25 protein-coding genes and 4 tRNA genes are annotated in these 22,948 nt (G+C 71.7%); 18 read left to right on the forward strand and 11 right to left on the reverse strand.

The window, feature by feature from the left end; translation table 11 throughout:
* Positions 1-45: 45 nt before the first annotated feature.
* Entirely contained in the window at positions 46-1,293 is a 1,248-nt protein-coding gene (locus tag DMB66_RS26185; protein WP_125806773.1) for a thaumatin family protein, read from the reverse strand.
* A 138-nt stretch (positions 1,294-1,431) separates the two neighbouring features.
* Between DMB66_RS26185 and DMB66_RS65310 the strand changes: the two genes are divergently transcribed.
* The 4 genes from DMB66_RS65310 (at position 1,432) to DMB66_RS26200 (ending at position 2,036) form a co-directional block, all read left to right on the forward strand.
* Positions 1,432-1,563: a hypothetical protein gene (locus DMB66_RS65310; RefSeq protein ID WP_255440922.1), complete on the forward strand. Its 132-nt coding sequence runs from the start codon at positions 1,432-1,434 to the stop codon at positions 1,561-1,563.
* Positions 1,564-1,754: 191 nt separating this feature from the next.
* Positions 1,755-1,827: transfer RNA gene (locus DMB66_RS26190), tRNA-Ala, on the forward strand.
* A gap of 19 nt (positions 1,828-1,846) precedes the next feature.
* Positions 1,847-1,922, forward strand: a tRNA-Thr gene (locus DMB66_RS26195).
* A 40-nt stretch (positions 1,923-1,962) separates the two neighbouring features.
* A tRNA-Leu gene (locus tag DMB66_RS26200) sits at positions 1,963-2,036 on the forward strand.
* Positions 2,037-2,111: 75 nt separating this feature from the next.
* Here the strand turns inward: DMB66_RS26200 and DMB66_RS26205 are convergent.
* Both DMB66_RS26205 and DMB66_RS26210 read right to left on the reverse strand, forming a co-directional pair.
* Positions 2,112-3,011 carry a hypothetical protein gene (locus DMB66_RS26205; RefSeq protein WP_125806774.1) on the reverse strand — a complete coding sequence of 300 codons (900 nt, stop codon included), beginning with the start codon at positions 3,009-3,011 and terminating at the stop codon, positions 2,112-2,114.
* Positions 3,008-3,787, reverse strand: a complete 780-nt coding sequence (locus DMB66_RS26210) for a VOC family protein (protein WP_125806775.1) — start codon at positions 3,785-3,787, stop codon at positions 3,008-3,010. The genes DMB66_RS26205 and DMB66_RS26210 overlap by 4 nt, the downstream gene beginning before the upstream one ends.
* 77 nt (positions 3,788-3,864) lie before the next feature.
* On the opposite strand from DMB66_RS26210, the gene DMB66_RS26215 reads away from it, so the two are divergent.
* From DMB66_RS26215 to DMB66_RS26230, 4 genes are all read left to right on the forward strand, one after another.
* Positions 3,865-3,938 (forward strand) — tRNA-Cys (locus DMB66_RS26215).
* Between the two features lie 167 nt (positions 3,939-4,105).
* Positions 4,106-5,035, forward strand: coding sequence for a polyphosphate polymerase domain-containing protein (locus DMB66_RS26220; RefSeq protein WP_125806776.1), 930 nt, complete (start codon positions 4,106-4,108; stop codon positions 5,033-5,035).
* Positions 5,032-5,721 (forward strand): DUF4956 domain-containing protein, encoded by a 690-nt coding sequence (locus DMB66_RS26225; RefSeq protein ID WP_233624847.1) that lies wholly within the window; start codon positions 5,032-5,034, stop codon positions 5,719-5,721. Before DMB66_RS26220 ends, DMB66_RS26225 begins: the two co-directional genes overlap by 4 nt.
* Entirely contained in the window at positions 5,721-7,379 is a 1,659-nt protein-coding gene (locus DMB66_RS26230) for a CotH kinase family protein (protein ID WP_125806777.1), read from the forward strand. Before DMB66_RS26225 ends, DMB66_RS26230 begins: the two co-directional genes overlap by 1 nt.
* 48 nt (positions 7,380-7,427) lie before the next feature.
* Here DMB66_RS26230 and DMB66_RS26235 read toward each other — a convergent pair whose 3' ends face one another.
* Complete coding sequence (locus tag DMB66_RS26235) at positions 7,428-8,900, reverse strand: MFS transporter (RefSeq protein WP_125806778.1); 1,473 nt, start codon at positions 8,898-8,900, stop codon at positions 7,428-7,430.
* A 103-nt stretch (positions 8,901-9,003) separates the two neighbouring features.
* Between DMB66_RS26235 and DMB66_RS26240 the strand changes: the two genes are divergently transcribed.
* A complete protein-coding gene (locus tag DMB66_RS26240; protein WP_125806779.1) occupies positions 9,004-9,657 on the forward strand; it encodes a TetR/AcrR family transcriptional regulator in 654 nt (217 codons plus the stop codon).
* A 36-nt stretch (positions 9,658-9,693) separates the two neighbouring features.
* On the opposite strand, the gene DMB66_RS26245 is transcribed toward DMB66_RS26240, so the two are convergent.
* Genes DMB66_RS26245 through DMB66_RS26260 form a run of 4 tightly spaced genes read right to left on the reverse strand, consistent with a single transcriptional unit; the run spans position 9,694 to position 12,487 of the window.
* On the reverse strand, positions 9,694-10,284 hold the full coding sequence (locus tag DMB66_RS26245; protein ID WP_199752634.1) for a DUF305 domain-containing protein: 591 nt from the start codon (positions 10,282-10,284) through the stop codon (positions 9,694-9,696).
* A complete protein-coding gene (locus DMB66_RS26250) occupies positions 10,281-10,928 on the reverse strand; it encodes a DUF3105 domain-containing protein (RefSeq protein ID WP_125806780.1) in 648 nt (215 codons plus the stop codon). The genes DMB66_RS26245 and DMB66_RS26250 overlap by 4 nt, the downstream gene beginning before the upstream one ends.
* A gap of 30 nt (positions 10,929-10,958) precedes the next feature.
* Positions 10,959-11,654 (reverse strand): response regulator transcription factor, encoded by a 696-nt coding sequence (locus DMB66_RS26255; RefSeq protein WP_125806781.1) that lies wholly within the window; start codon positions 11,652-11,654, stop codon positions 10,959-10,961.
* Positions 11,651-12,487 (reverse strand): sensor histidine kinase, encoded by an 837-nt coding sequence (locus DMB66_RS26260; RefSeq protein WP_158647363.1) that lies wholly within the window; start codon positions 12,485-12,487, stop codon positions 11,651-11,653. The genes DMB66_RS26255 and DMB66_RS26260 overlap by 4 nt, the downstream gene beginning before the upstream one ends.
* 373 nt (positions 12,488-12,860) lie before the next feature.
* Between DMB66_RS26260 and DMB66_RS26265 the strand changes: the two genes are divergently transcribed.
* The 7 genes from DMB66_RS26265 to DMB66_RS26295 all read left to right on the forward strand — a co-directional run bounded on the left by DMB66_RS26265 (position 12,861) and on the right by DMB66_RS26295 (position 18,282).
* On the forward strand, positions 12,861-12,989 hold the full coding sequence (locus DMB66_RS26265) for a lasso RiPP family leader peptide-containing protein (protein ID WP_125806783.1): 129 nt from the start codon (positions 12,861-12,863) through the stop codon (positions 12,987-12,989).
* Positions 12,990-13,116: 127 nt separating this feature from the next.
* Positions 13,117-14,949 carry an asparagine synthase-related protein gene (locus DMB66_RS26270; RefSeq protein WP_125806784.1) on the forward strand — a complete coding sequence of 611 codons (1,833 nt, stop codon included), beginning with the start codon at positions 13,117-13,119 and terminating at the stop codon, positions 14,947-14,949.
* Positions 14,946-15,206, forward strand: coding sequence for a lasso peptide biosynthesis PqqD family chaperone (locus DMB66_RS26275; protein ID WP_125806785.1), 261 nt, complete (start codon positions 14,946-14,948; stop codon positions 15,204-15,206). The genes DMB66_RS26270 and DMB66_RS26275 overlap by 4 nt, the downstream gene beginning before the upstream one ends.
* Complete coding sequence (locus tag DMB66_RS26280) at positions 15,203-15,640, forward strand: lasso peptide biosynthesis B2 protein (RefSeq protein WP_125806786.1); 438 nt, start codon at positions 15,203-15,205, stop codon at positions 15,638-15,640. The genes DMB66_RS26275 and DMB66_RS26280 overlap by 4 nt, the downstream gene beginning before the upstream one ends.
* The gene (locus DMB66_RS26285) at positions 15,637-16,602 is read left to right on the forward strand and encodes an ATP-binding cassette domain-containing protein (protein ID WP_125806787.1); all 966 of its coding nucleotides are present in this window, start codon (positions 15,637-15,639) and stop codon (positions 16,600-16,602) included. The genes DMB66_RS26280 and DMB66_RS26285 overlap by 4 nt, the downstream gene beginning before the upstream one ends.
* Positions 16,599-17,477 (forward strand): ABC transporter permease, encoded by an 879-nt coding sequence (locus DMB66_RS26290; protein WP_125806788.1) that lies wholly within the window; start codon positions 16,599-16,601, stop codon positions 17,475-17,477. Before DMB66_RS26285 ends, DMB66_RS26290 begins: the two co-directional genes overlap by 4 nt.
* A gap of 1 nt (position 17,478) precedes the next feature.
* Entirely contained in the window at positions 17,479-18,282 is an 804-nt protein-coding gene (locus DMB66_RS26295; protein ID WP_125806789.1) for an AfsR/SARP family transcriptional regulator, read from the forward strand.
* Positions 18,283-18,292: 10 nt separating this feature from the next.
* Here the strand turns inward: DMB66_RS26295 and DMB66_RS26300 are convergent, their stop codons facing one another.
* The 3 genes from DMB66_RS26300 to DMB66_RS26310 all read right to left on the reverse strand — a co-directional run bounded on the left by DMB66_RS26300 (position 18,293) and on the right by DMB66_RS26310 (position 20,911).
* Complete coding sequence (locus DMB66_RS26300) at positions 18,293-19,078, reverse strand: hypothetical protein (RefSeq protein ID WP_125806790.1); 786 nt, start codon at positions 19,076-19,078, stop codon at positions 18,293-18,295.
* Positions 19,079-19,229: 151 nt separating this feature from the next.
* Positions 19,230-19,994: an ABC transporter permease gene (locus DMB66_RS26305; protein WP_125806791.1), complete on the reverse strand. Its 765-nt coding sequence runs from the start codon at positions 19,992-19,994 to the stop codon at positions 19,230-19,232.
* Entirely contained in the window at positions 19,991-20,911 is a 921-nt protein-coding gene (locus DMB66_RS26310; RefSeq protein WP_125806792.1) for an ABC transporter ATP-binding protein, read from the reverse strand. Before DMB66_RS26310 ends, DMB66_RS26305 begins: the two co-directional genes overlap by 4 nt.
* Positions 20,912-21,079: 168 nt before the next feature.
* Here DMB66_RS26310 and DMB66_RS26315 point away from each other — a divergent pair, with 168 nt between their 5' ends.
* Both DMB66_RS26315 and DMB66_RS26320 read left to right on the forward strand, forming a co-directional pair.
* Positions 21,080-22,273 carry a sensor histidine kinase gene (locus DMB66_RS26315; protein ID WP_233624848.1) on the forward strand — a complete coding sequence of 398 codons (1,194 nt, stop codon included), beginning with the start codon at positions 21,080-21,082 and terminating at the stop codon, positions 22,271-22,273.
* Positions 22,270-22,947: a response regulator transcription factor gene (locus DMB66_RS26320; protein ID WP_125806793.1), complete on the forward strand. Its 678-nt coding sequence runs from the start codon at positions 22,270-22,272 to the stop codon at positions 22,945-22,947. The genes DMB66_RS26315 and DMB66_RS26320 overlap by 4 nt, the downstream gene beginning before the upstream one ends.
* Position 22,948 lies beyond the last annotated feature (1 nt).

The raw sequence follows: 22,948 nt of genomic DNA on the forward strand, positions 1-22,948 counted from the left end.
CCTCAGGCGCGGTGCCACTTTCTGGTTCTCTCAGGCACGGTGCTCTCAGGCGCGGTGCCACTTCTGGTTCGCGAAGCCGTTGCAGGTCCACAGCTGCAGGGGCGCGCCGTTCGCGTCGTTCCAGGCGGCGATGTCGACGCACTTGTCGGCCCGCGGGTTCACCAGATCGCCCGCGCCGGTCAGCACCCATTGCTGGGCCGGGGTGCCGTTGCAGCCGAATATCTGCACGGCGGCCATGTCGGCGGTGGCACCATCCGCCACATCGAGGCACTTGCCGCCGATCCGGATCGTGCCGTCGCCGGCGAGCTCGAAGCGCTGCTGCGGCCCGTTCCAACAATCCCAGACCCGCAGCCGTACGCGGTCCGCGTAGTTCGCGCCGGGCACATCGAGGCACTTGCCGTGCCAGTCGCTGACGATCGGGCTCGCGGCGCCGGAGTCGGCGGTGACCCGCTGGGGCGTGCCGGCGGGCGGCGGGCCGGCGCCGTTGCCGTGGAAGGTCACCGTGAAGCCGGTGCACTCCTTGCAGTTGTACATGACCTGGTTGCCCGGGATGGCGTCGTGCTTGGACCAGCTGTACGCCCGCGGGCAGAGCTCGTTGACGGCCCGGCTGTATGCGGTCTCGGCGTCGCGGTTCGGGTTGACGCAGATCAGCGGCTGTCCCCGGCCGTCGCGCTGGAGGTCGGCCGCCGGGCACGCGTCCAGCAACGGCTTCGCGCAGCCGGCATCGGCACAGTACTGCGAGCCGGGCGGGGGCGGCGGGGCACCGGTGGGCGTGATCGTGATCGGCAGCGACACGGCGTTGACGTAGCTGACGTTGTACCAGGGCGAGCCCCACGGGTCGTCCGGGTCGAAGTTGAACTCCGCGAGGCTCGCGTCCTGCTCGGTGGTGCGGCAATGGTCGGCGGCGTTGCCGCAGTCGCCGACCTCGCAGTGGAAGGTGCTGCCGGACTCGCCGGAGCAGCGCTGGCGGGCGAAGAACTTGCCCCGCCAGTGGCCGGGCCCGGAGTCCTCCGGGATGGCGATCGTCGCGGACGCCCCGGGCTCGAGGATCGGCAGCTGCCCGAAGTTCACCGATCCGTCGGCGTTCACCGAGCTGCCCACCCACACCTTCTCGGCGCTGGCGTTGACGAACGTGACGGTGTGCCCGGCGGCGGCATAGGCGGCCGACTCCTCCGTGAAGCCGACCCCGAAGGCCGCGGTAAGCCCGCCGATCACGATGGCCAGCGCGGCGAGCACGGAGAGCACGACCCGGCGGAGGCGGCGCGGGGCGGTTGTGAACGGAGCATGCGGCATCACCCCATCATCACCATGATCTGCATGCCGGTCCACGTCCCCGAAACGGGACTGCGGACCGTCGAAAAGACGTTGCCGACCGCAGCGAGGGTCCCTAACGTATGGATCACCAACGACCCACCGGCAGGAGAAAAGATCATGTTGTGGCACACCTCGATCGCCCCGCAGCGGCTTACCCCGCGCGGCGAGACCGCCATGACCTGTGCCGCGCAGACCGGCCTCCCGGCCGGCGGCGAAAAGCACCACGATCTGGGCCGGTGGCGCAGCTAGCAGCAGCTAGCGATGCATGCGCCGCCCACCCGATCCGGGACGGGCGGCTTTTCGTTTGCCACCTTCGCGATTGCCGTTTCACCGTACGCACCGACGCCCCGACCGATTGCCGGCGGCGCTGATCTTTCTCAACTCCACAGCGGATGACAGCAACACCATCGCCGGGCGGCATACCGCGGCCCGGCGGCATTGGGCTTGTAGCGCAGTCGGTAGCGCGCCGTCTCGGCAGGGCGGAGGTCGGCGGTTCGATCCCGCCCAGGTCCACGCAAGCACGGGGCAGCACGCCGTCGTAGCTCAGACCTTGGCAGAGCTCGGTCCTGGTACGACCGAGGCCACCGGTTCGAACCCGGTCGACGGCTCTTTGTTCCATGCGGTTCGAGTCCGCCGCCCGCAGCTCACGCCCTCGTAGCCCAACGGCAGAGGCCCGACGTTGAGGACGTCGGTTGGTGCGCGTTCGAATCGCGCCGAGGGCACGCAGCACCAGCTGTTCCTTTGCGTCGCGGTCGAGATCTCGGCCGGTCGCGGGAAGGGTGGTGTGCTTCGACTGGTCAGCCGTAGAGCGCCCGCACATCTTCCCGGCTAGGCACGACGGGCAGACCCCAGGCGGCCGACGGCATGCTGCCGGGCTCGCCGGCCACGGTGCGGTCGGTCCGCTCGGCGATCGCGTTGGCGTCCACGATCGATTGACGTGCTTGGTCGGTCGCTCCCTGCTGAGCTTGGCATCGAGCGAGGATGGTCAGTGCTCGCGCCAGGTCGAACATGTTGGCCGACCCGAGCAGGCCGACATGGTGGTAGAACAGCCCGACGGCCTGTTCGAGCATCTGCCGCGCCGCGGAGATCTCGTCCGCGCCGAACCAGCCGATGCCGAGGATCAGCAGGTTGTAGGCGCAGTAGCCGTCGTCGGCGGGGTCGAGCGTTTCCGGGTCTATCGCCGAGTACAGCCGCACCGCCTCGACCGCGGCGTCATGGGCCAGGTCGCGTCGGTCGAAGAGCCACAGGACGGCGGCGTGCCGGGCGAGCTTTTCGGCGATCGCTCGCGGGCTGGTGAGCTGCAGCCGACGGGCGTGTTCGACTGCGTCTCGCACCGACGGGTCGGCGCGGCGCAGCTCTCGCGCCCGGATCGTGTCCAGCCGGTCAAGGTCGGCGGCCATGGTCCGGGCTGTGGCGAACTCCGGTGCCGCGGCGGCGACGAGGTCCACGATGTGCGGGCTGGGCGCCAACGCGGCCGGCGCGCCGACCGCGTTGGCCTCGGCCACCAGGCGCTCGACCCGCTCCCGAGCCTGCTCGACCGCAGGGGCGAAGCGGTCCGGCTCGGCCTCCGCGAGCATCTCGGACAGTCGCAGCACGGATCGGGCGGCCTCGACGGCGTGGTCCCACTGACCGTCCGCGGCAAGGCTCTCGGCGATTTCGGCGAGCGCCCTTATGCCGTCGGGATTCGGCTCATTCACGAACGACCACCTATTGCCGGGCCCCTCCGGCGGACGGGATGAATCAGACAGAAGGGCTTGCCGGCCGGGTCGGCGTAGACCCGCCAGTTCGGGCCGGCCCCGTCCAGCCGGGTGGCGCCGATCTCGACGGCGGCCCGTTCCGCCGCGTCCACGTCCTCGACGGTCACGTCGAGGTGGATCTGCTGCGGGTATGCCGGATCCGGCCAGCGGGGCGCGGTGTACTGCGCCACCTGCTGGAACATCACCGGCTGCGCGCCGTCCTCGCCGATCATGGCGATCCCGTCCGCCTCGTATGTCACCGGCTTGCCGAGGAGCTCCGCGTAGAAGTGGCTCAGCGCCTTCGCGTCGGGGCAGTCGAGCATGACGCCCATCAGGGTGGTCCGCGGATCGTCCGGGTTGAGGCACAGGTCGAACGGGTGGCCGGCCGGGTCGGCCAGCGTGTGCCACCGCTCGTTGCGGCGCAGCAGGGTGGCGCCGAGCTGCTGGGCGCGTTCCGCCGCCGCGTCGATGTCCGGTGTCCGGAAGTCGAGATGGCCCTGTTGCGGACGGTCCTGACCCGGCCAGCGCGGCGGCACGTGGTCGGTGGCCCGTTGCAGGCCGATCCGCCAGCCGTCACCGGTGTCGAGTGTGATCCACTCGTCGGCGTCCTCGCCGTCGGGGACGCGCCGCCAGCCGGCGAGCTGCTCGTAGAACGTGGCCAGGCGGGCGATGTCCGGGGCGTCCACTGCCACGGCCCGCAGTGAGCCGATCGCCCGCCGGTGCGGTTCGGAGGTCATGCCCCCGATCCTGCCGATCCCGGCGCCGGCCCGCCACCGGAACGGCCGCCGACTCGATCTCGGTCGGGGGCACGCACGGCCGAATGCCCGAGTGGCCAGGGGCCCGTCTGCAAAACGGGACACGCCGGTTCGAATCCGGCTTCGGCCTCCAGCCTGTCATCCGCTGTGGAGAGCATCGGACACCGCTCGTACACCCGTAGTCAATCTTTGGTTCGCGGTGCATTCACGCGGAGCTTTGAGGTTGCGCGGAGCTGATCCTCGGTTTCGTCTGGTTTGCTCGGGTTCGCCATCGACGGACTACGAGATAGGCCATCCACCATGCGCTTTTCGCTCCGCCGTCGTCCCTCTCCCCGGGAGGTCGCCGCCAGCGATGCCCCGGCGGATCCGGACGCACCACCAGGCCACCGCCTGGTTCCCGGTAGCACCGACGAGGCCGGGCATGCCCTGCGCGCGCCGAGCCGGCTGCACGCCTTCAACCGGTACGAGATCAAGTACCTGGTTCCCGCTGTTGACCTACCGGCCCTGCGGGAGGAGTTCGCCAGCCGGCTCGACCTGGACAGCCATGGTAGCGACGGCGGCTACGGCGTCTGGAGCGTCTATTACGACACCACCCAGCTGCGCTTCTACTGGGAGAAGATCGAAGGTCTCAAGTTCCGCCGCAAGCTGCGCATTCGACATTACGGCGACCGGTTCACCATCGACGACGACACCACGGTCTACGTCGAGATCAAGCAGCGCGTCAACAAGGTCACCCAGAAACGGCGCGTCGCGCTGCCGTACCGCCTGGCGCGTGAGCTTTGCGATCGCCGGCAGATGGTCGAGCACGTCCGCGCCGAGCGCGCCTTCCTCGAGGAGGTGCTTGAGCTGGTGTCCGGGCTCGACCTGCGCCCGGTGGCGATCACCGGATATCAGCGGGACGCGTTCGTCGGCCGCGACGCCGACGTCGGCCTGCGGGTCACGATCGATCAGCGGGTACGCGGCCGCGACCGCGACTTCCACCTGGGCGCCGACGCGGAGAACCGGCTGACCGTCCCGGCCAAGTTGGCTGTGCTGGAGATCAAGGCCAACGAGCGGGTGCCGTACTGGCTCACCGATCTCGCGGCCCGCTCGAACATGTCGGTCGTGCGCATGTCGAAGTACTGCCAGAGCGTCGAGGCGTTCGGCCAGGCCCCACGATCCATCTTCCACGTCACCGGCGACGACCCGACCACGGATCTGACCCCGACCCGCACCCGAAGCGAGGCTTGAGAACAACCATGGACTTCTCGTTCCAGGACCTGTCCGGCACCTTCAGCATGGCGGACATCGCGATCGCGTTGTCGTTGTCATTCTTCCTCAGCGCCTGCATCGGCTGGGTATACCGGTTCACCCACCGCAACGTCTCCTACAGCCAGTCCTACGTGCAGACCCTCGTGATCCTCGGCATGCTCATCGCCCTGATCATGCTGGTCGTCGGGTCGAACATCGCCCGGGCGTTCGCGCTCGTCGGTGCGCTGTCGGTGGTCCGGTTCCGCAACGCCATCAAGGAAACCCGCGACGTCGGCTTCATCTTCCTGGTCATGGGCGTGGGTATGGCCATCGGCACCCGCTTCTACACGCTCGGCATCGTCGCCGCCATCGCCATCAGCCTCATCATCGTGGTGATGTACCGGTTCAACTGGTTCGCCCTCAACGTGCAGCGCCAGGTCGTCAAGGTCCAGGTTCCGCCGGACGGCACCTACACCGAGGCGATCCAGGACGTGCTGATCCGTTTCACCACCGAGTTCGAGCTGGTCAGCATGGAGTCGATCCGGGGCGGCGCGCTGACCGAGATCATGTATTCGGTGCGGCTGAAGAAGGGCAGCGAGCCGGGTGAGCTGATCTCGGCGCTCAGCGAACGCACGTCCGGGCAGCGGGTGACGGTGCTGACCGGCTATGACCAGTCGGACCTGTGATGCCTCCGCCACCCACCCCGGCGGGCCGGCGGCTGCTGCATGTGATTCCGGTACGGGTCCGGCACTACTGGAAGGTCCTGGCCGGCTGCGTGGCCCTGGTCGCGGTGCTGACGCTGGTGGTCAGCACCGTACGGGTGCAGCCCTATGTGACCAGCAGCAGCGACGAGACCGGTGACGAGGTCACCCAGAACATCGCCGGCACCGTGGACCTGTTCGACAGCGGTCGCGCGCACAAGTTCGAGCTGACCTTCCACGACACGAACTACCAGCGCATGCTCGACACCTACTACGCCGAGGGGGAGAAGGAATACGTCGAGGCCGACCTGACGATCGACGGCACCCTGATGCGCAGCGTCGGCATCCGGCTCAAGGGCAACTCGACGCTGGGCGGCCTGACCCGTAACGGTGTGGCTCGGCAGGGCGGCATGGGACCCGGCGGCGGGCGGGGTAACCGTCCGGAAGGCGGTGGTCCCGCGGCGGGACAGGCCCCCGGCGCCCTGCCGAACGCCGGGGCCCAGGGCGGCGGCGCCCGGGGCGGCGGGTTCGCCCGCACGACGCTGAAGGCGGAGGAGCCGGAGACGCTGCCCTGGCTCATCCGTTTCGACGAATTCGTCGAAGGCCGGCGCTATCAGGGCCACCGCGAGGTCACCATGCGGGTGGCCGGCATGGGCGGCGGCGCTACGGTCCTGAACGAGGCGCTGTCGCTGAACCTGCTCGACGCGGTCGGTGCGATAGCCCAGCGCTACGCCTACACCAGTTTCACGGTCAACGACCGGCCCACGACTGCCCGGCTCGTCGTGGAACACCCGGACGAGAACTTCGCCGACGAGATCGACGGCTCCGGTGTCCTCTACAAGTCGCTGGCCTCCGGTCAGTTCACCGACCAGGGTGACGATCCGACCGACTACCAGGACGACTTCAAACAGATCACCAAGAAGGGCAGCCAGGACCTGCAGCCGGTGATCGACCTGGTGAAGTGGGTCAACAGCAGCAGCGACGCCGAGTTCGACAAGAGCCTCGGCGACCATGTCGACGTCGCCTCGTTCGCCCGCTACGCCGCCCTGCAGAACCTGCTGCTCAATTTCGACGACATGGCCGGCCCCGGCCGCAACTACTACCTGTGGTACGACCTGGGCACCAAGAAATTCACCGTCATCGGCTGGGACTACAACCTCACCTTCAGCGGCAACGCCGAGCAGGGCCCACACGATGCGACGAGCATGGGTGGCTTCCCCGGCGGTGGCGCCCCGGGCGGCGGCATGCAGTTGCCGGAGGGTATGCAGTTGCCGGAGGGCATGGAGTTGCCCGAGGGTATGCAGTTGCCGGAGGGCATGCAGCCGCCTGGCGGCGGGGAGGCGGATGCCGATCAGAACGGTGCCGACACACCGCGACGAGGCTTCGGCGGCCACAAGCTCAAGGAGCGATTCCTCGCCAGTGCCGCGTACAAGAAGGTCTACGAGGACGCATATCGCGAGCTCTATGAGCAGATCTTCGGCAGCGGCAAGGCCCTGACGACCCTGGACGGCATCACCAAGGTGCTGGCCACCGTCGACGGGTCCAACGCCGAGACCGTGTCGAAGGACGCGGCGACCCTCAAGACCGTCATCCAGCAGCGCACGACCAGCCTCGCCAAGAACGAAGTCATCACAGCGAAATAGGATCGCGGGCCGGCGGCCGGTAGCCGCCGGCCCGCCTGCTGCCTGCCGTCAGTGGACGAGGGCCGGTGCGGCGTCGGGGTCCTGCTCGGGAACGCCGGCGGGGATGAGCAGGCCGCAGACGACGGCGCCGACGGCGAAGAAGGCGGCGGACCACCAGAACGCGGTGTGGTAGCTCTGCAGCATGGATTGCGCGATCACGTCGGGGGTGGGCTGCCGGGTGGCCAGATAGTCCGCCGCCGCGCTGGCGGCGAGGGTGTTGAGCAGCGCCGTGCCGATGGAGCCGCCGATCTGCTGGCTGGTGTTGACGGTGGCCGAGGCGACGCCGGCGTCGGCCGGTTGGATGCCGAGGGTGCCGACGCTCATCGCGGTGGCCATGATCAGGCCGAAGCCGACGCCCAGGACGAGCAGCGGGGGCATGACGTGCGCGGCGTAGGTGCTGTCCAGGTCGAGCCAGGTCAGCCAGGCCATCCCCGCCGCGGAGACGGCCATGCCGGTGGCGACCAGCGGTTTGGGGCCGATCCGGGGGATCAGCATGCTGGAGGACAGCGTCGCGGAGATCATCAGGGCGCCGACCATCGGCAGGAACGCGAGCCCGGTCTTGACGGGGGAGTAGTGCAGGGTGGCCTGGGCGTAGTAGGTGAGGAACAGGAAGACACCGAACATGCCCGCGCCGGAGACGAACAGGGCCAGGTAGGAGCCGCCGCGGTTGCGGTCGAGCACCACCCGCAACGGCAGCAGCGGGTGCGCGACGCGGGTCTGCAGCCAGCCGAACAGGGTCAGCAGCACCACGCCGGCGGCCAGCAACGCCCAGCTCATCGGGTCGCTCCAGGCGTACGTTTCGGCGTTGGAGAAGCCGTAGACCAGGGCGAAGAGGCCCGCGGACGCGGTGAGGATGCCGGGCCAGTCGAGCTTGGGGCGGGTGGTGATGGTGTCGTGGTGCAGGAACAAGGCGGCGCCGGCGGCGGCGAGCACGACGAAGCCGACGTTGACGTAGAGGCACCAGCGCCAGGACAGATACTCGGTCAGCACGCCGCCGAGCAGCAGGCCGATGGCGCCACCCGCGCCGGCGATGGCGCCGAACACCCCGAAGGCTTTGCCGCGTTCGTCGGGGCGGGTGAAGGTGGTGGTCAGCAGCGACAGCGCGGCGGGGGAGAGCAGCGCACCGAACACGCCCTGCAGGGCGCGCGCGACGACCAGGACCTCGAAGCTGCCGGCGAGGCCGCCGAGCGCGCTGGCGGCGGCGAAGCCGATCAGGCCGATCAGGAAGACTCGTTTGCGGCCGAAGACGTCGGCGATCCGGCCGCCGAGCAGCAGCAGGCTGCCGAAGGCGAGGGCGTAGGCGGTGACGATCCACTGCCGGTCGCCGTCGGAGAACGCGAGGTCCTGCTGGGCCGTGGGTAGCGCGATGTTCACGATGGTGGCGTCCAGCACGACCATGAGCTGGGCCAGCCCGAGGACGCCGAGGATCAGCCAGCGCCGCGCGTGGTGTGGGTCGTCGGGTGGCTGCGCGGTGGGCGTCATGTCGGGCCGTCCCTTCTCGCGAAACGGAGGACTGTCCTCCGATTCTTGGGAGAGGCTAGCACTAACTGGAGGTGTCTCCTCAAGTTATTGCTAGGCTGGTCACATGGCCTCAACCAACGCCCGTCCGTTGCGGCGAGACGCGGAACGCAACCGGCAGCGGATCCTCCAGGCGGCGCAGGAGGTGTTCGCCGAGCGCGGGCTCGACGTGTCGCTCGACGACATCGCCGCACACGCCGGTCTCGGGGTGGGCACCGTGTACCGGCGGTTCGCCAGCAAGGAAGACCTGGTCGAGTCCCTGTTCACCGAGCGGCTCCGGGGCGTGGTCACCGCAGCCCAGCAGGCCCTGACCGACCCGGACGCCTGGCGCGGCCTGATCGGCTTCCTGGACAACGCCACCGCCCAGCAGGCGGTCGACCGGGGGCTGCGCGAGGTGATCCTCGGCAGCCGATTCGGTCAGGATCATGTCGCCTCGTTCCGCGATGCCCTTCAGCCGATCATCACCGAACTCGTCGCGCGCGCCCAGGCGCAGGGCCGGCTCCGCGCCGACGTCGCCGAGACCGACATCCCGCTGATCGCGATCATGCTGGGTGGGGTCGTCGACTACACCAGGCATGTCGAACCCGACATCTGGCGCCGCTGCCTGTCCCTCGTCATCGACGGGCTACGCGCGGGTGGCTCGACACCGCTGCGCCCCGACCCGCTCACCCCCGACCAGGTCGACCAGGCGATGCGGTCCTGGCACCCGTCACATCGTTGACGCCAGGGGCGCGCTGAGTGGGGCGCAGCGCGCTGCTCAGCGGAGCCCGCGTTCGCGTTCCGCCAGCATGTCCCGCAGGGCGCCGATCTCGGCGCGCTGCGAGGCCCGCATCGCCTCGGCCAGCCGGCGCACCTCCGGCGGCGTCCCGGTGACCCCGGCGCGCAGGAGGCCGTCGGTCATGTGCACGCCGCCGAGGTGGTGCGTGATCAGCAGCCGCAGGTACGCAACATCCACCTCGCCCGGTGCGGCCCGCGCCAGCCCGGCGATCTGTTCCCTGGTGGCCATGCCGGGCATCGGCGTGCCAGTGCCCGGCATGCCCATCCACGCCATCGATTCCCCGCCGGCGGACAGGCCGGATCCCCATGAGGCCAGCCAGCCGAGCAGCATTCCGCGCTGCGTCGCCTGGGTGCCGATCACGTCGTAGGCGAGCAGCCGCACCTTGTCGTCGGTGCTCCGGTCGCGGAGCACCAGCGAGAGCTCCACGGCCTGCTGGTGATGGACCGCCATGTCCCGGCAGAACCCGACCGCCGCCGAGTCTTCCTCGGGTGGGCCCGCCGGCCGGGCACCGAGCATCAGGCCCGTCGTCAGCAGCATCAGCGCGACCGCCAGCAGCCGGAGCCGGTTCACGGTTGTGCGCGACCGCCGGTGACCGGCGCGCCCGGCTCGGGGGCCTGCGGGCCCTGGGTGTACGCGGTGAGGAACTCGTCGATCCGCGGGTCGGCGGCCGAGTCGACGGTGAGCTGGTGGCCCCAGGCCGTCAGCGTGATCAGGCCCGGCTGGTCCGGCAGCGGACTCATCAGCCGGTACGGGATGCCCGCGACCTTCGCCCGCAGCGTGTCCACGCCGGACGGTGGCAGGTCGCCGCGGTAGGTGACCCAGACCGCACCGTGCTCCAGCGAGTGCACCGCATGTTCTGCCCGGAGCGGCTCCGGGTAGACGTCGCCGTTCGCGTTCTGCCAGGCACCGTCGTGTGGTCCACCCACCGGTGGCACCGGTGACGCCGGGTAGCTCACCGGACCGGAGACGTGTTCCCGTGCCAGATCCCGGTAGACGACTTCGCCGGCGACGTTGGCCCGGTCCGGGTCGACGCCGCCGGTGCCGTCGTCGTCACGCGACCACGCGCGCACCGCGAGAACGACGACGACGGCCACCAGAACCGCGGCGACCGCGGCCGACAGCGCGCCGGTGAGACGCCGCCGGCGCCGGGACTGCCGCGCCTCTTGCGCGCGGCGCGCGGCCAGCCGGTCGGCACGCTGCGTCTGTTGCACCATGCTGCCTCCTCACGGCACGTTGCCGTGACGTTAGGCGCGCCGGGCTCCCGGGCGCATGGGAGCGGCGTCCCGGTCCTGTCCCAGCCCGGCGTCCCGGGCCAGCACGATCGCCTCCGCCCGGTCCTTCACCTGCAGCTTGGCGAAGACGTGCGAGATGTGGTTGCGCACCGTCTTCTCGGAGAGCGTCAGTCCGCGGGCGATCCGCCGGTTGTTGTGCCCGGCCGCCACCAGGTGCAGGACCTCTCGTTCGCGGTCGGTGAGCACCTGGAAGACGACCCGGCCGGGCACCTCGTGCACGGCTGAGAAGTACGCCCGCAGGCGCCCGGCGACGGTCGGGCTGAACACCGCGCCACCGCGCGCCACCGTGTGCAGGGCCAGCAGCAATTCGTCGCGGGGAGCCCCCTTGACCATGTATCCGAGCGCACCGGCCCGGACCGCCGCGACGACCGACTCGTCGTCCTCGGACATCGACATCATCAGCACCCGCGGCGGGGTCAGGCCCGTGTCGGTGATGCTCCGGGTGGCCTCCAGGCCGGAGATGCCGGGCAGTTGCAGATCCATCAGCACGACATCCACCCCCGGCTCCGCTTCGGACAGCGCCCGGATCGCCTCCTCGCCGGTGGTGGCCTCGCCGACCACCGCCAGATTCTCGGCGCCGGAGAGCGCCGCGCGGACACCCTCCCGGAACAGCGGATGATCGTCGACGACGAAGACCCGGACGGTCATGCCAGGAACCGCGGCAGCAGGGTGCGGACCAGCGTGCCGTCGGCCGTGCCCGGGCGGGTCAGGAGGGTGCACCGGCCGCCGATCTCCTCGGTGCGCTGGGTGATCGAGGCGAGGCCGGTGCCGTCGCCCCGGCCGGTGAGCCGCAACCCGACGCCGTCGTCGCTCACTTCCAGCAGCAGGTGATCGCCCTCGACGGCCATCCGTACGGTGATCTGCCGGGCGCCGGAATGCCGAAGCGTGTTCGTGAGGCATTCGCTGACGATGCGGTACGCGGCGATCTCGGTCTCCGGTGACATCGCCGGAGAACCCGCCGGCAGGTCGACGGTGATCGACGCGCCGCCCGCGTCGACCCGCTTGACCAGCCGGCGGATGCCGTCGGTCAGCCCGACCGACTCCAGGTCCAGTGGCCTGAGATCGTCGATGATGCGGCGCACCTCGTCGGTCATCCGGGCGGCCTCGGTGGCCGCGTCGATGATCAGGACGCGGGCGTCCGGTTCGTCCGCGAGCCCGGCGGCGGCCGTGTCGAGCCGCAGCCGCAACCCGGCGAGCGCCGGGCCGATGCCGTCGTGCAGGTCGCGTTGCAGGCGGTGCCGTTCGCCCTCGCGAGCGGCGAGCGTCCAGCGCCAGGGCAGGCAGTCGCAGTCGCTGGTGGTCAGGACCCGGTGGAGGTGTGTCGCCGTCAGCCAGAGCAACCAGGCGAGCACCGGCAGCGACAGCGCCGCCAGTGGAACGACCGACGGAGCACCCACCACCCCGGCGGTGAGCAGTGCCGTCCCGAGTGTGAACGTGCCGAGCGTGAGCCCGGTGACGCCGGGCACCAGTGCGGCCAGCATCGATCGATCTCGAACTGTTGACGCTGGCGGATCCCCTGTGGCCTGCGGTTGTTTGTGGTTCCTGTCGTGGCTTGTCCCCCGTGACAACTCCATTGCAGAAAGATACCTCGTCGTACCTTCGTAAAGATTCTGTGATCGTCGTCGCACGTTGCCCGGAGCCCGCGAATCGGCGTCCAGCGCGCGGAAACACCACTCTGTCCAATTTCGGCGTTTCTCACGGTCCGAGAGAAGCTGTCCCGATTCGGGCGGGACAAGACGGGGACCGTGCTCTCACGCCACCGGGACATCGGGCTTCCTAACGTCGGGAGGACAGCGAGGGCGGGCTGACCGAGGCCGCCCTCCATCGCACCCACCTGAAAGGGATGGTGAACGCATGCCCGACAAGCCGGTCTACGTGCCGCCGACGCTGATCGAGGTCGGCGACTTCGCCGAGCTCACCCTCGGCCTCGACACCGACAAGCCCTGCGAGGACTGGTTCTGGGGCGAGCCGCTCTGGTGCTAGTCACGGCGATGGGTGCAGCCGGCAGCTGACTGCCGGCGCGCTCCCCGGGGCCGGCGGTGAAGGACATGTTCGCCGCCGGCCCTGCCCTCGCGGCCGGGTACCGAGTCGACCTCCCCGAGAAGGAGACATGAACTTTCTGATCCTCCCGGACTCGCCGGACGCGGCCGACGTGGCGGAACGGGCCGTCGCATCCGGCACCCGCGTGATCCCGCACGCCTCCGGGCGACCGTGGCTCGTCGGCGACTGGCAGGACGACGCGTGCGCGCTCGTCGTCGCCGGTGCCCACCGGCTGGCCGTCTTCGGCCGGACCCGGTTCGACCGGGGGGCCGCGGAGCGACGGTTGGCCCGGGCCCGGACCGGCACGGATCTGGACGCGCTGGCCCGCGGTCTGCCGGGCGCCGTGCACCTGACCGCCTCGCTCGACGGGCTGACCCGGACGCAGGGCACGCTCTCCACGGCCCGTCAGGTGTTCCACGCGCAACTCGGCGGCGTCACCGTGGCCGCGAGCGGCGCGCGGCAGCTGATCCGGCTGATCGGCGCGACACCCGACGACGACGCGCTGGCCCTGCGCCTGGTGAGCCCGATCGCGCCGTGGCCGCTGTTGCTCCGTCCGATCTGGAGCGGGGTGCGGTCGCTCGCCGTCGGCCACTGGCTTCAGGTGGATCGTGCCGGACGGCACCGCGAGGTCGCCTGGTGGCGCCCGCCGCCACCGGAACAACCGCTGGCCCTGGCCGCGACCGCCATCCGCGACGCCCTCACCGAGAGCCTCGCCGCGCGGACCGCCACCCGCCGCGCGGTCAGCGCCGACCTCTCCGGCGGGCTGGACTCGACCAGCCTGTGCTTCCTGGCCGCCCGGGCCGGTGCCGACCTGGTCACCCAGCACTGGGTGCCGATCGACCGGGCCAACGACGACACCTCCTGGGCCCGCCGCGCCGCCGAGGCGCTGCCGGGCGCGCGGCACCGGTTCGTCGAACCCGCCGACGCGCCGACCTGGTTCACCACCGGCGCGGACGGTGCCGCGGAGCAGGACACCGAGGGTCCGCTCAACTGGACCCGCAACCGCGCGCACCACGAACACCAGACCCGCTTGCTGGCCACCGAGGGCGTCGACCTGCACCTGATCGGCGTCGGCGGCGACGAGCTGTTCGGGCTCCAGTCCACCTACTTCTGGTCGCTGTTCCGCCGCCACCCGCTCCGCGGCCTGCCCACGATCCGCCGGGCCCAGCTCGTCAACCGCTGGAGCCTCGGTTCCACGGCCCGTGCTCTGCTGGACCGCAGCACCTATGCGCACTCGCTGGCGGTCATGGCGGACGGGCTGACCCACGACGGGCCACCCCCGCGCCGGGCGGCGCCGCAGCGCTGGGGCAACGACATCCGGCTGCCACCGTGGGCCAGCGCGGCGGCGGTCGACGCGGTCTGCCGGCAACTGCGGGTCGCGGCCGGCGAAGGCACGCCGTCGCTCGACCCCGACCCGCTCCAGCATCAGACCCTGCAGAGCGTCATCCGCAGCGGAGTGGCATTGCGGCAGCTCAACTCGGCTCTCGACGGCCACGGCGTCGGTTGGGAGGCACCGCTGCTCGACGACCGGGTGCTGGAGGCCGCGCTCGCCGTCCGGGTCGAGGACCGGATGAGCCGCGGCCGGTACAAGCCGGTGCTCACCGCCGCGCTGCGCGGCATCGTGCCCGATCCGATCCTCGCGCGCCGGAGCAAGGGCGAGTTCAGCGCCGAGATGTACGCGGGGGTGCAGCGCAACCTGAGCGCGCTGCTCGACGTCGTCGACGACCTGCGGCTGGCCAGGATCGGGCTGGTCGACCCGCGGGCGTTGCGGGCTGAGCTGCTCCGGCCGCAGCCGGACCCCCGCCGGCTGCGCTTCCTGGAGGCCACGCTCGCCTACGAGACCTGGCTCCGGTCGGCCGAGACCACCGGACCGCACCCGCTGACGGCAGGAGACCGCTCATGACGATCGCTCTCGCACCGGACCTCACCGCGACCGACACCGAGGACGGCATGGTGCTGCTCGACGAACGGACGGGTCGATACTGGATGCTCAACCCCACCGGTGCCCGCACGCTGCGGCTGGCGCTCGCCGGACGGTCTGCCGAGGAGACGGCCGCCGAACTGACCGCCGAGACGCCGCAGGACGCGCCCCGGGCGCTCGACGACGTGCGCGCGCTCATCGGCTCGCTGGTCCGCGCCCGCCTGGTGGTGGCGTCATGACGATGCCGGTGATGGCCGAGCAGGGCGTCCGGCTGCGGTGGCGCCGGTCGCTGGCCGCACGTTGCGCGACGGGCGTCGCGCGCCCGCTGGTCCTGCTCAAACCGAAACGGCTGCGGGCGTTGCTGCTCCTATGGTCGAGGGGTGCCGCGCCCGCGACCGCCGCGCAGGCACTCGCGGCCCGGGAGGCCGTTGTCACGGTCAGTGCCCGCTGCGCCGGGCAGGGCTGCCTCCAGCGGTCGGTGGCGACGGCGCTGCTCTGCCGGCTCGGCGGGCGCTGGCCCGACTGGTGCACCGGCGTACGGTTGCAGCCCTTCCGGGCACACGCGTGGGTGGAGGCGGAAGGCGCCGCCGTCGGCGAGTCCGGTGACATGTCGCTCTACCACACCATGCTGTCGGTGCGGGTGCCCCGAGCGAGCACCGAAGGCCGGTCATGAACGCGGTCGTCGCCGAGGGCCTCCGCAAGGTCTACGGCACCGTCGAGGCGGTGGTGGATCTCGACCTGACGGTGCCGGCCGGGGAGACCTTCGGCTTCCTCGGGCCGAACGGCGCGGGCAAGAGCACCACCATCGGCATGCTCTGCACGCTGCTGCGCCCGACGGCCGGGCGGGCCGTGGTCGCCGGGTACGACGTCGGCCGGCACCCGGACGAGGTCCGGCGCCGGATCGGCCTGATCTTCCAGGAGTCCACACTGGAGAAGGAGCTGACCGCGGAGGAGAACCTGCGCTTCTACGCGGACCTCTTCGGGGTGCCCCGCCGCCGCTCCCGCGCCGCGATCCCGGAACTGCTCGACCTCGTCGGGCTCGCCGACCGGCGCAACGCGCCGGTCCGGATGTTCTCCGGCGGCATGCGGCGGCGGCTGGAACTGGCCCGGGGGCTCCTGCACGCGCCCCGGGTGCTCTTCCTCGACGAACCCACCACGGGCCTCGACCCGCAGACCCGCGTCGCCATCTGGGAACACCTGCGGCGGTTGCGGCAGGAACAGGACGTCACCATCTTCCTGACCACTCATCACCTGGAGGAGGCGGAGCACTGCGACCGGATCGCGATCATCGATCACGGCGAGCTGGTCGTGGAGGGTGCGCCGCCGGACCTCAAGGCCGTCGTCGCCGACGACCTGGTCGCGCTGCGGACCAGCGACGACGAGGAGGCGGCCCGCGCCGTCCGGTCCCGCTTCGGGCTGGTGGCGACTGCCGGGCCGGACGGCGTACGGGTCCGGGTGCCGGACGGCGCCGCTTTCGTGCCGAGGCTCTGCGCCGAGATCAGCGTGCCGGTGCACTCGGTGACCGTCACGCCGCCGACGCTCGACGACGTCTTCCTGCACTACACCGGCCGCACCATCCGGGACGCGGGCGGGCGCCCGACGATGGCCACCATCGCGAGGAGTGGGCGCGCGTGACGAGGACCGACCTGGCCACGCCGGCCACGGAGACGCCGGATGGCACCGGCCGCACCGACCGGGAACCCGGCGGGCTGGCCCGGGACCTCCGGACGCTGCGCCTGCTCTGGCAGCGCGAGATGATCAGGTTCGGCCGCAATCGGCTGCGCCTCGCCATGGGCCTGGTGACACCGCTGATGTTCCTGTTGATCCTCGGCACCGGGCTCTCCTCGGCGCTCGGCGCCGGACAGGACTCACTGCGCGACTACACCACGTACCTGTTTCCCGGTGTGCTCATGATGGCCGTGCAGGCGCCGTCGCTGGCGGTCGGCGTCGCGATCGTGTGGGACCGGCAGGCCGGGGTGCTCCGGCAGATGCTGGTCGCCCCGGTGCGCCGCAGCGTGCTGCTGGCCGGCATCTGTCTGGGCGGCGCCAGCACCGGCATGGCCTACGGTGGCCTGGTGCTCCTGGTGGCCGGTGCCGCCGACGTGCCGTACCACCCCCGCCTGCTGCTCGTGCTGCTGGAGCTGGGGCTGATCGCGTTCGCGTTCACCTCGGTGGGCGTCCTGGCGGCGGTCTGCATCCGCCGCATCGAGTCCTTTCAGGTCGTGGTCAGTCTCCTCATGATGCCGTTGCTGTTTCTGTCCGGCGCGATGTTCCCGGCCCGCGGCCTGCCCGGCTGGCTCGGCGGCGCGGTGCTGGCCAACCCGCTGACGTACGGGGTGGACGCGCTGCGCCGGACCATGCCGGGCGACGGCGCTGACCTCGGCGGGCGGGTGCTCAGCCCGGAGCTGTGGGGCTGGACGCCGCCGGTGCTGCTCGAGATCTCGATGATCGGGCTGGTGGCTCTCCTGCTGTTGGGCGTCGCCACCCACCGCTTCTCCCGGGTGGAGTGAGATGGCCGCCGGGAGGAGCGAGCCGACGGAGTTCGAGTTCCAGCTGCTCGGCCCCGTCACCGTTGTCGCGGCCGGGCGCGAGCGTGCGCTTTCCGGCACCAAGCAGCGCACGCTGCTGGCGGCGCTGCTGCTGGCCCGGGGCGCTCTGGTGCTGGACTCTCAGCTGATCGGCGTGCTGTGGGGCGACCAGGCCCCGGCGACGGTCGGAGCCCAGCTCTACACGCATGCCTCGCGGATCCGCGGCCGCCTCGGCGCGGGCCTCGGCCTGGTCCGGCAGTCGACCGGCTACCGGCTGCGTCCCGTCGAGCACCGGTGCGACGCCGTGGAGTTCGCGCGGCTGGCCGCGGAGGGTCACGACGCGCTGCGGGCCGGCCGGTACGCCGCCGCGGCGACCCGGCTCCGGGACGCGCTCGGCTGGTGGCGGGGCCCGGCGCTGGCCGACGTCACCGACCTGCTGCGGGATGCCGAGGTGGCGGCGCTCGATGAGGCGCGGATGGCGGCGCTGGAGGGCCGGATCGAGGCCGAGCTGGCGCTCGGCGAGCACCTCCGGCTGGTGCCGGAGCTGTCCGGGCTGGTGCGCCGCGAGCCGCTGCGGGAACGCCTCCGGGTGCTGTTGATGACGGCGTTCTACCGGTCCGGCCGCCGCGCGGCCGCCCTGGAGTGTTTCGCCGAGGGCCGGCGCACCCTCGGCGAGGAACTCGGCGTGGACCCGGGCGAGGCCCTGCTCGCCGCCCAACGGGCCGTCCTCCGCGGCGACCAGCTGCGCCCCGGCGCCCGGCTGGCAGGCGCCGGGGTCGGCCCGTGAACCGCCGCGGTCAGCTCATCCCCGCCGGGTAGGGGAAGGAGAGGAAGTCCGTGTCGAGCTGCGAGCTGCTCTTCGGCAGCCACAACCGGGTCAGCCGCCGTACCGTCGGCCGGGGCAGCGGCGGGCTCACCACCCGGGTGTCCGGCTTGGCCACCGTCTGCACCGCCCAGGCCAGCGCGTTCAGCGAGGCGATCTCCCGCCAGCGCTGAGCGTCGATGCCGAGCAGCATCATGGCGCGGATGAACGCATGCCAGGTGTGGTATCCCACCGGCGGCTTACCGTTCATCGTGTGCACCTCCTGTTGCATCGGTGCCAGCCGCGGGTCGAAGAGCACGCCCTCGCCGAACGTGGTGAACGCGGTGACCAGGCGCGGATCGCGCCGGCGGTAGAGCTCGTCGAAGGCGATCAGCTGGGCCCGGGAGATCACCTCCAGCTGCGGCTTGATCGGCGTCACGAACTCGGCGAACGCCGCCGGGTACGTGCCGGCCGAGCTCGTGTCCCGCCAGGCGAAGTAGATGTCCCGCTCGAACCGGTCGAACAGGGACCGCAGCACGGCGTACGCCTCGGCCAGCTCCGCGCTGATCGCGTACGCCGTGCACTGGTCGAACCGGTACCAGAACTCGTTGGCCAGCCGGTCGCCGAGCATGCCCGGGACCTCCGGCAACGGGTCGGCGGGCGGCGCGGCGGCGACCGCCGAAGCCGTCCCGGTGCCGAGCACCGCCGTCGTGCCCGCGACCGCGGCCAGCCCCAGCGATGCGCGCAGCAGCCCGCGCCGGTCAACTCCTGATGGACGCATCGGTTCCCCGTTCCGGTGAGCGGCGCCGCCCGGCGAACCGGCGGCACCTCGTCGTTGTCGGACCGGCCGACCGGCCGGCCCCGCGCACCGCAGGCTATGGCGACCGTCTATACGGCGCATATATCCGCCGCGCCGGTGCCCCGGCCGGCGGTCAGGCGTCCCGGCGTCCGATCAGGAAGGTGGCGATGCCGATCGCGACCAGCGCGTACGCGGCCAGCACGGCCGCCGCGGCGCCGGGGGCCAGGACCGGGTCGGGCACGTCACCACCGAGCTGGAACGCGAGGTTCTTCAGGGACATCGCGTCGACCTTCGGCCCGGCCGGCTCGGGGATGTTGCCGGCGGCGATCGGGAACACGTACACGAGCACGACGATGCCGGCGATCGCGGCGACCGCGGATCGGAAGATCGCCGCGAGCCCGAGCCCCACCAGCGCCACCACGACGGCGGTGAGCCCCATCGCGAACAGCGTCGGCACCCGGTCGCCGACGGCGGTCGTGTATTCCGGGATGGGCCGGTCACCGACGACCACCCGGCTGAGGAAGAACGTGCCGAAGATGACCACCTGGGCGACGACGAAGACGACGGCGGCCACGATCGCGGTCTTGGCCAGGAACACCGCCCGGCGGGACGGCATCGCGATGAAGCTCGTCCGGATCATGCCGGAGGTGTACTCCGCGCTGATCGCCAGCACGCCGAACACGCCCAGGCAGAGGTGCGCCACCAGCATGGTGACCTCCTCCATCGGCGTGCCGGTGAAGGTGGCCTGCTCGGCGGCGGCCTGGCCGTCATAGGCCGAGACCATCCCGAGGGTGAGCAGCGTGCTCAGCGCCACGCTGGCCAGCGCCAGACCGAGGCAGAACGCGGTGGTGGAGATCGTCCGGATCTTGATCCATTCGGCGGCGAGCGCGTCGGTCATCGGTTCACCGTTCCGGTCTCGGAGGCACCGAACTGGACGGTGCCGGCGGTCAGCGACAGGTACGCGTCCTCGAGCGAGGCGCTGCGCGACGCGGATTCGTAGATGCCGATGCCGTTGGCGGCGGACAGGTCGCCGATCTGCCGCTGGCCGAGCCCTCGTACGGTCAGGGCGCCGTCGGCCGCGGCGGTGACCTCCCCGCCGGCCTTCCGCAACACGTCGGCGAGCTCTTCCGGCCGCGCCGAGCGGACCAGCACGCCCTCCGCGAACCGGTCGGCGAGCTCCCGCACCGACGTGTCGGCGATCAGCCGGCCGCGTCCGATGATCAGCAGCCGGTCGGCGGTCAGCTCCATCTCGCTCATCAGGTGGCTGGAGAGCAGCACCGTGCCGCCCTCGGCGGCGAACGACCGCAGCAGCTCGCGGATCCAGCGCACGCCGTCCGGGTCGAGCCCGTTGACCGGCTCGTCCAGCACCAGCACTTCGGGCTCACCGAGCAGCGCCGCGGCGATGCCAAGCCGCTGCCGCATGCCCAGCGAGAAGGTGCCGACCGCCTTGCGCGCGACGCCCGCCAGGCCCACCCGCTCCAGCACCCGGGTCACCCGGGCGGGCTCGATCCGGTTGCTCCTGGCCAGCCAGCGAAGGTGGTTCAGCGCGCTGCGGCTGCCCTGGACCGCGTTCGCGTCCAGCAGCGCGCCCAGGCGCCGCATCGGGTGACGCAGGTCGGCGTACCGGCGGCCGTCGACCGTGGCCTCGCCGCCGGTGGCCGAGTCCAGGCCCAGCAGCAGCCGCATGGTGGTCGACTTGCCGGCTCCGTTCGGGCCGAGAAAGCCGGTGACGGCGCCCGGTCTCACCGTGAACGAGAGCCGGTCGACGGCCAGCGTGTCGCCGTACCGTTTGGTCAGTTCGCGCACCTCAATCATGGCGTCAACGCTTCCGGAGCGGGCCCCGGCGGCGCATCTCTCCGGCGTCGCGACTTTCGGCTCTGTCCCTGGGCGGACGGGCCGGTCCCCTGATCGTGCGGGGTATGCCCGTGGACATACCGACCCCGGGCAGTCGCCGGGTGGCTCGCACAGCGATACCGTCTGCTGGTGGACGATGACCCGACGTCGGCGCGCACGAGGCTGCTCGCCGGCCGGTTGCGCGGGCGCGACCTGATCGCGGTGGACGCGCTGGCCGCGGTCGCGTACACGGCCGTGCTGGTGATCATCACGCTCGACGCCCCGGCCGGCACGGGTGTGCCGCTGCCGGGCCGGATCCTCCTGCTCGCTGTCGTCGGCCTGCCGCTCGCGGTGCGGCGGGTCTGGCCGGTGCCGGTCTTCGCGGTCGTGCTCGCCGCCTCGATCGCGGCCGCGGTGACCGGCGTCGCGGGCGACCTGTTCGTCGCCGCGGCCTTCGCGCTCTATCCGGTGGCGGTCACCCAGCCGGCGCGCCGCTGGGTGCCCACCCGGGCGATCGGCCTGCTGACCTGCCTCGCGGTGCTGGCCGGTTCGGTGGCCGGGCTGCCCGCCTGGGCCCGGGACGCGGCCGGTGGCGTGCTGCTGAGCGGCGTGCTGCTCGGTGGCGCGTGGACGCTGGGCCGGGCCGCCCGCGAGCGGCGCGCGTACGCGGAACGCTCCGCCGCCCAGCTGGCCGAGCGCGCGGTCGCCGGCGAACGGCTGCGGATCGCCCGGGAGCTGCACGACATCGTCGCGCACAGCATGGGTGTGATCGCGGTCAAGGCCGGCGTCGCCCACCACGTGATGGACAAGCATCCGGAGGTCGCCCGGGAGGCGCTCGGCGCGATCGAGACGACGAGCCGGTCGGCGCTCACCGAGCTGCGCCAGATGCTCGGCGTGCTGCGCGCGGAGTCCGCCGACGACGCGGCCGACGCGTACGCCCCGCAGCCCGGCCTGGCCGGCCTGCCGGTGCTCGCCGAGCGGGCCGCGGCGACGGGTGTCCGGGTCGACCTGCGAGTGGCGGACCTCGGTTCGGTGCCCGAGGGCGTCGAGCTCTCCGTCTTCCGGATCGTGCAGGAGGCTTTGACCAACGTGGTCAAACACGCGGCACCGGCCGCCTGCGAGGTCCGCGTCGGCCGGGACGGCGCCACGATCACGGTCGAGGTCACCGACGACGGTCCCGGCCGGCGCCAGCTGCCCGACGACGGCGGGCCCGGGCACGGGCTGGTCGGCATGCGCGAGCGGGTGACGCTCTACGGCGGCACCTTCGCGGCCGGCCCGCGCCCCGGCGGAGGCTTCCGGGTCTCGGCCAGCCTGCCCTTCCGGGCCGCGGCGGTCCCCGCATGACCGAGGCCGTCCGGGTGCTGGTCGTGGACGATCAGGCGCTGCTGCGCGGCAGCTTCCGGGTGCTGGTCGACACGGCGCCCGGGCTGACCGTCGTCGGCGAGGCGGCGACCGGGCGCGAGGCGGTCGAGCTGACCCGCCGGGAGCGCCCGGACGTGGTGTTGATGGACATCCGCATGCCGGAGCTGGACGGCGTCGAGGCGACCCGGCAGATCTGCGCCGAGCCGGAGACCGCGCACGTGCGGGTGCTCATCCTGACGATGTTCGACCTCGACGCGTACGTCTACGCCGCGCTGCGCGCCGGTGCCAGTGGTTTCCTGCTCAAGGACACACCGCCCGCCGATCTGCTGGCGGCGATCCGGGTGATCGCGGCCGGCGACGGGCTGCTCGCGCCCGGGGTGACCCGCCGCCTGATCGCGGAGTTCGCCCGGCGTCCGGCGCCGAACCGGCCGATCACCGCGGACCTGGCCGGCGTCACCGAGCGGGAGCGCGAGGTGCTGGTGCTGATCGCCCGGGGCCTGTCCAACAGCGAGATCGCCGTGCACCTGCATCTGGGTGTCGGCACCGTGAAGACCCATGTGTCGCGGCTGCTGGCCAAGCTGGCGGCCCGCGACCGTGCGCAGCTCGTCGTCGCCGCGTACGAGAGCGGCCTGGTCACGGCGTCGCAGCCACGCTGAA

This window comes from Actinoplanes sp. ATCC 53533 (assembly GCF_003947245.1).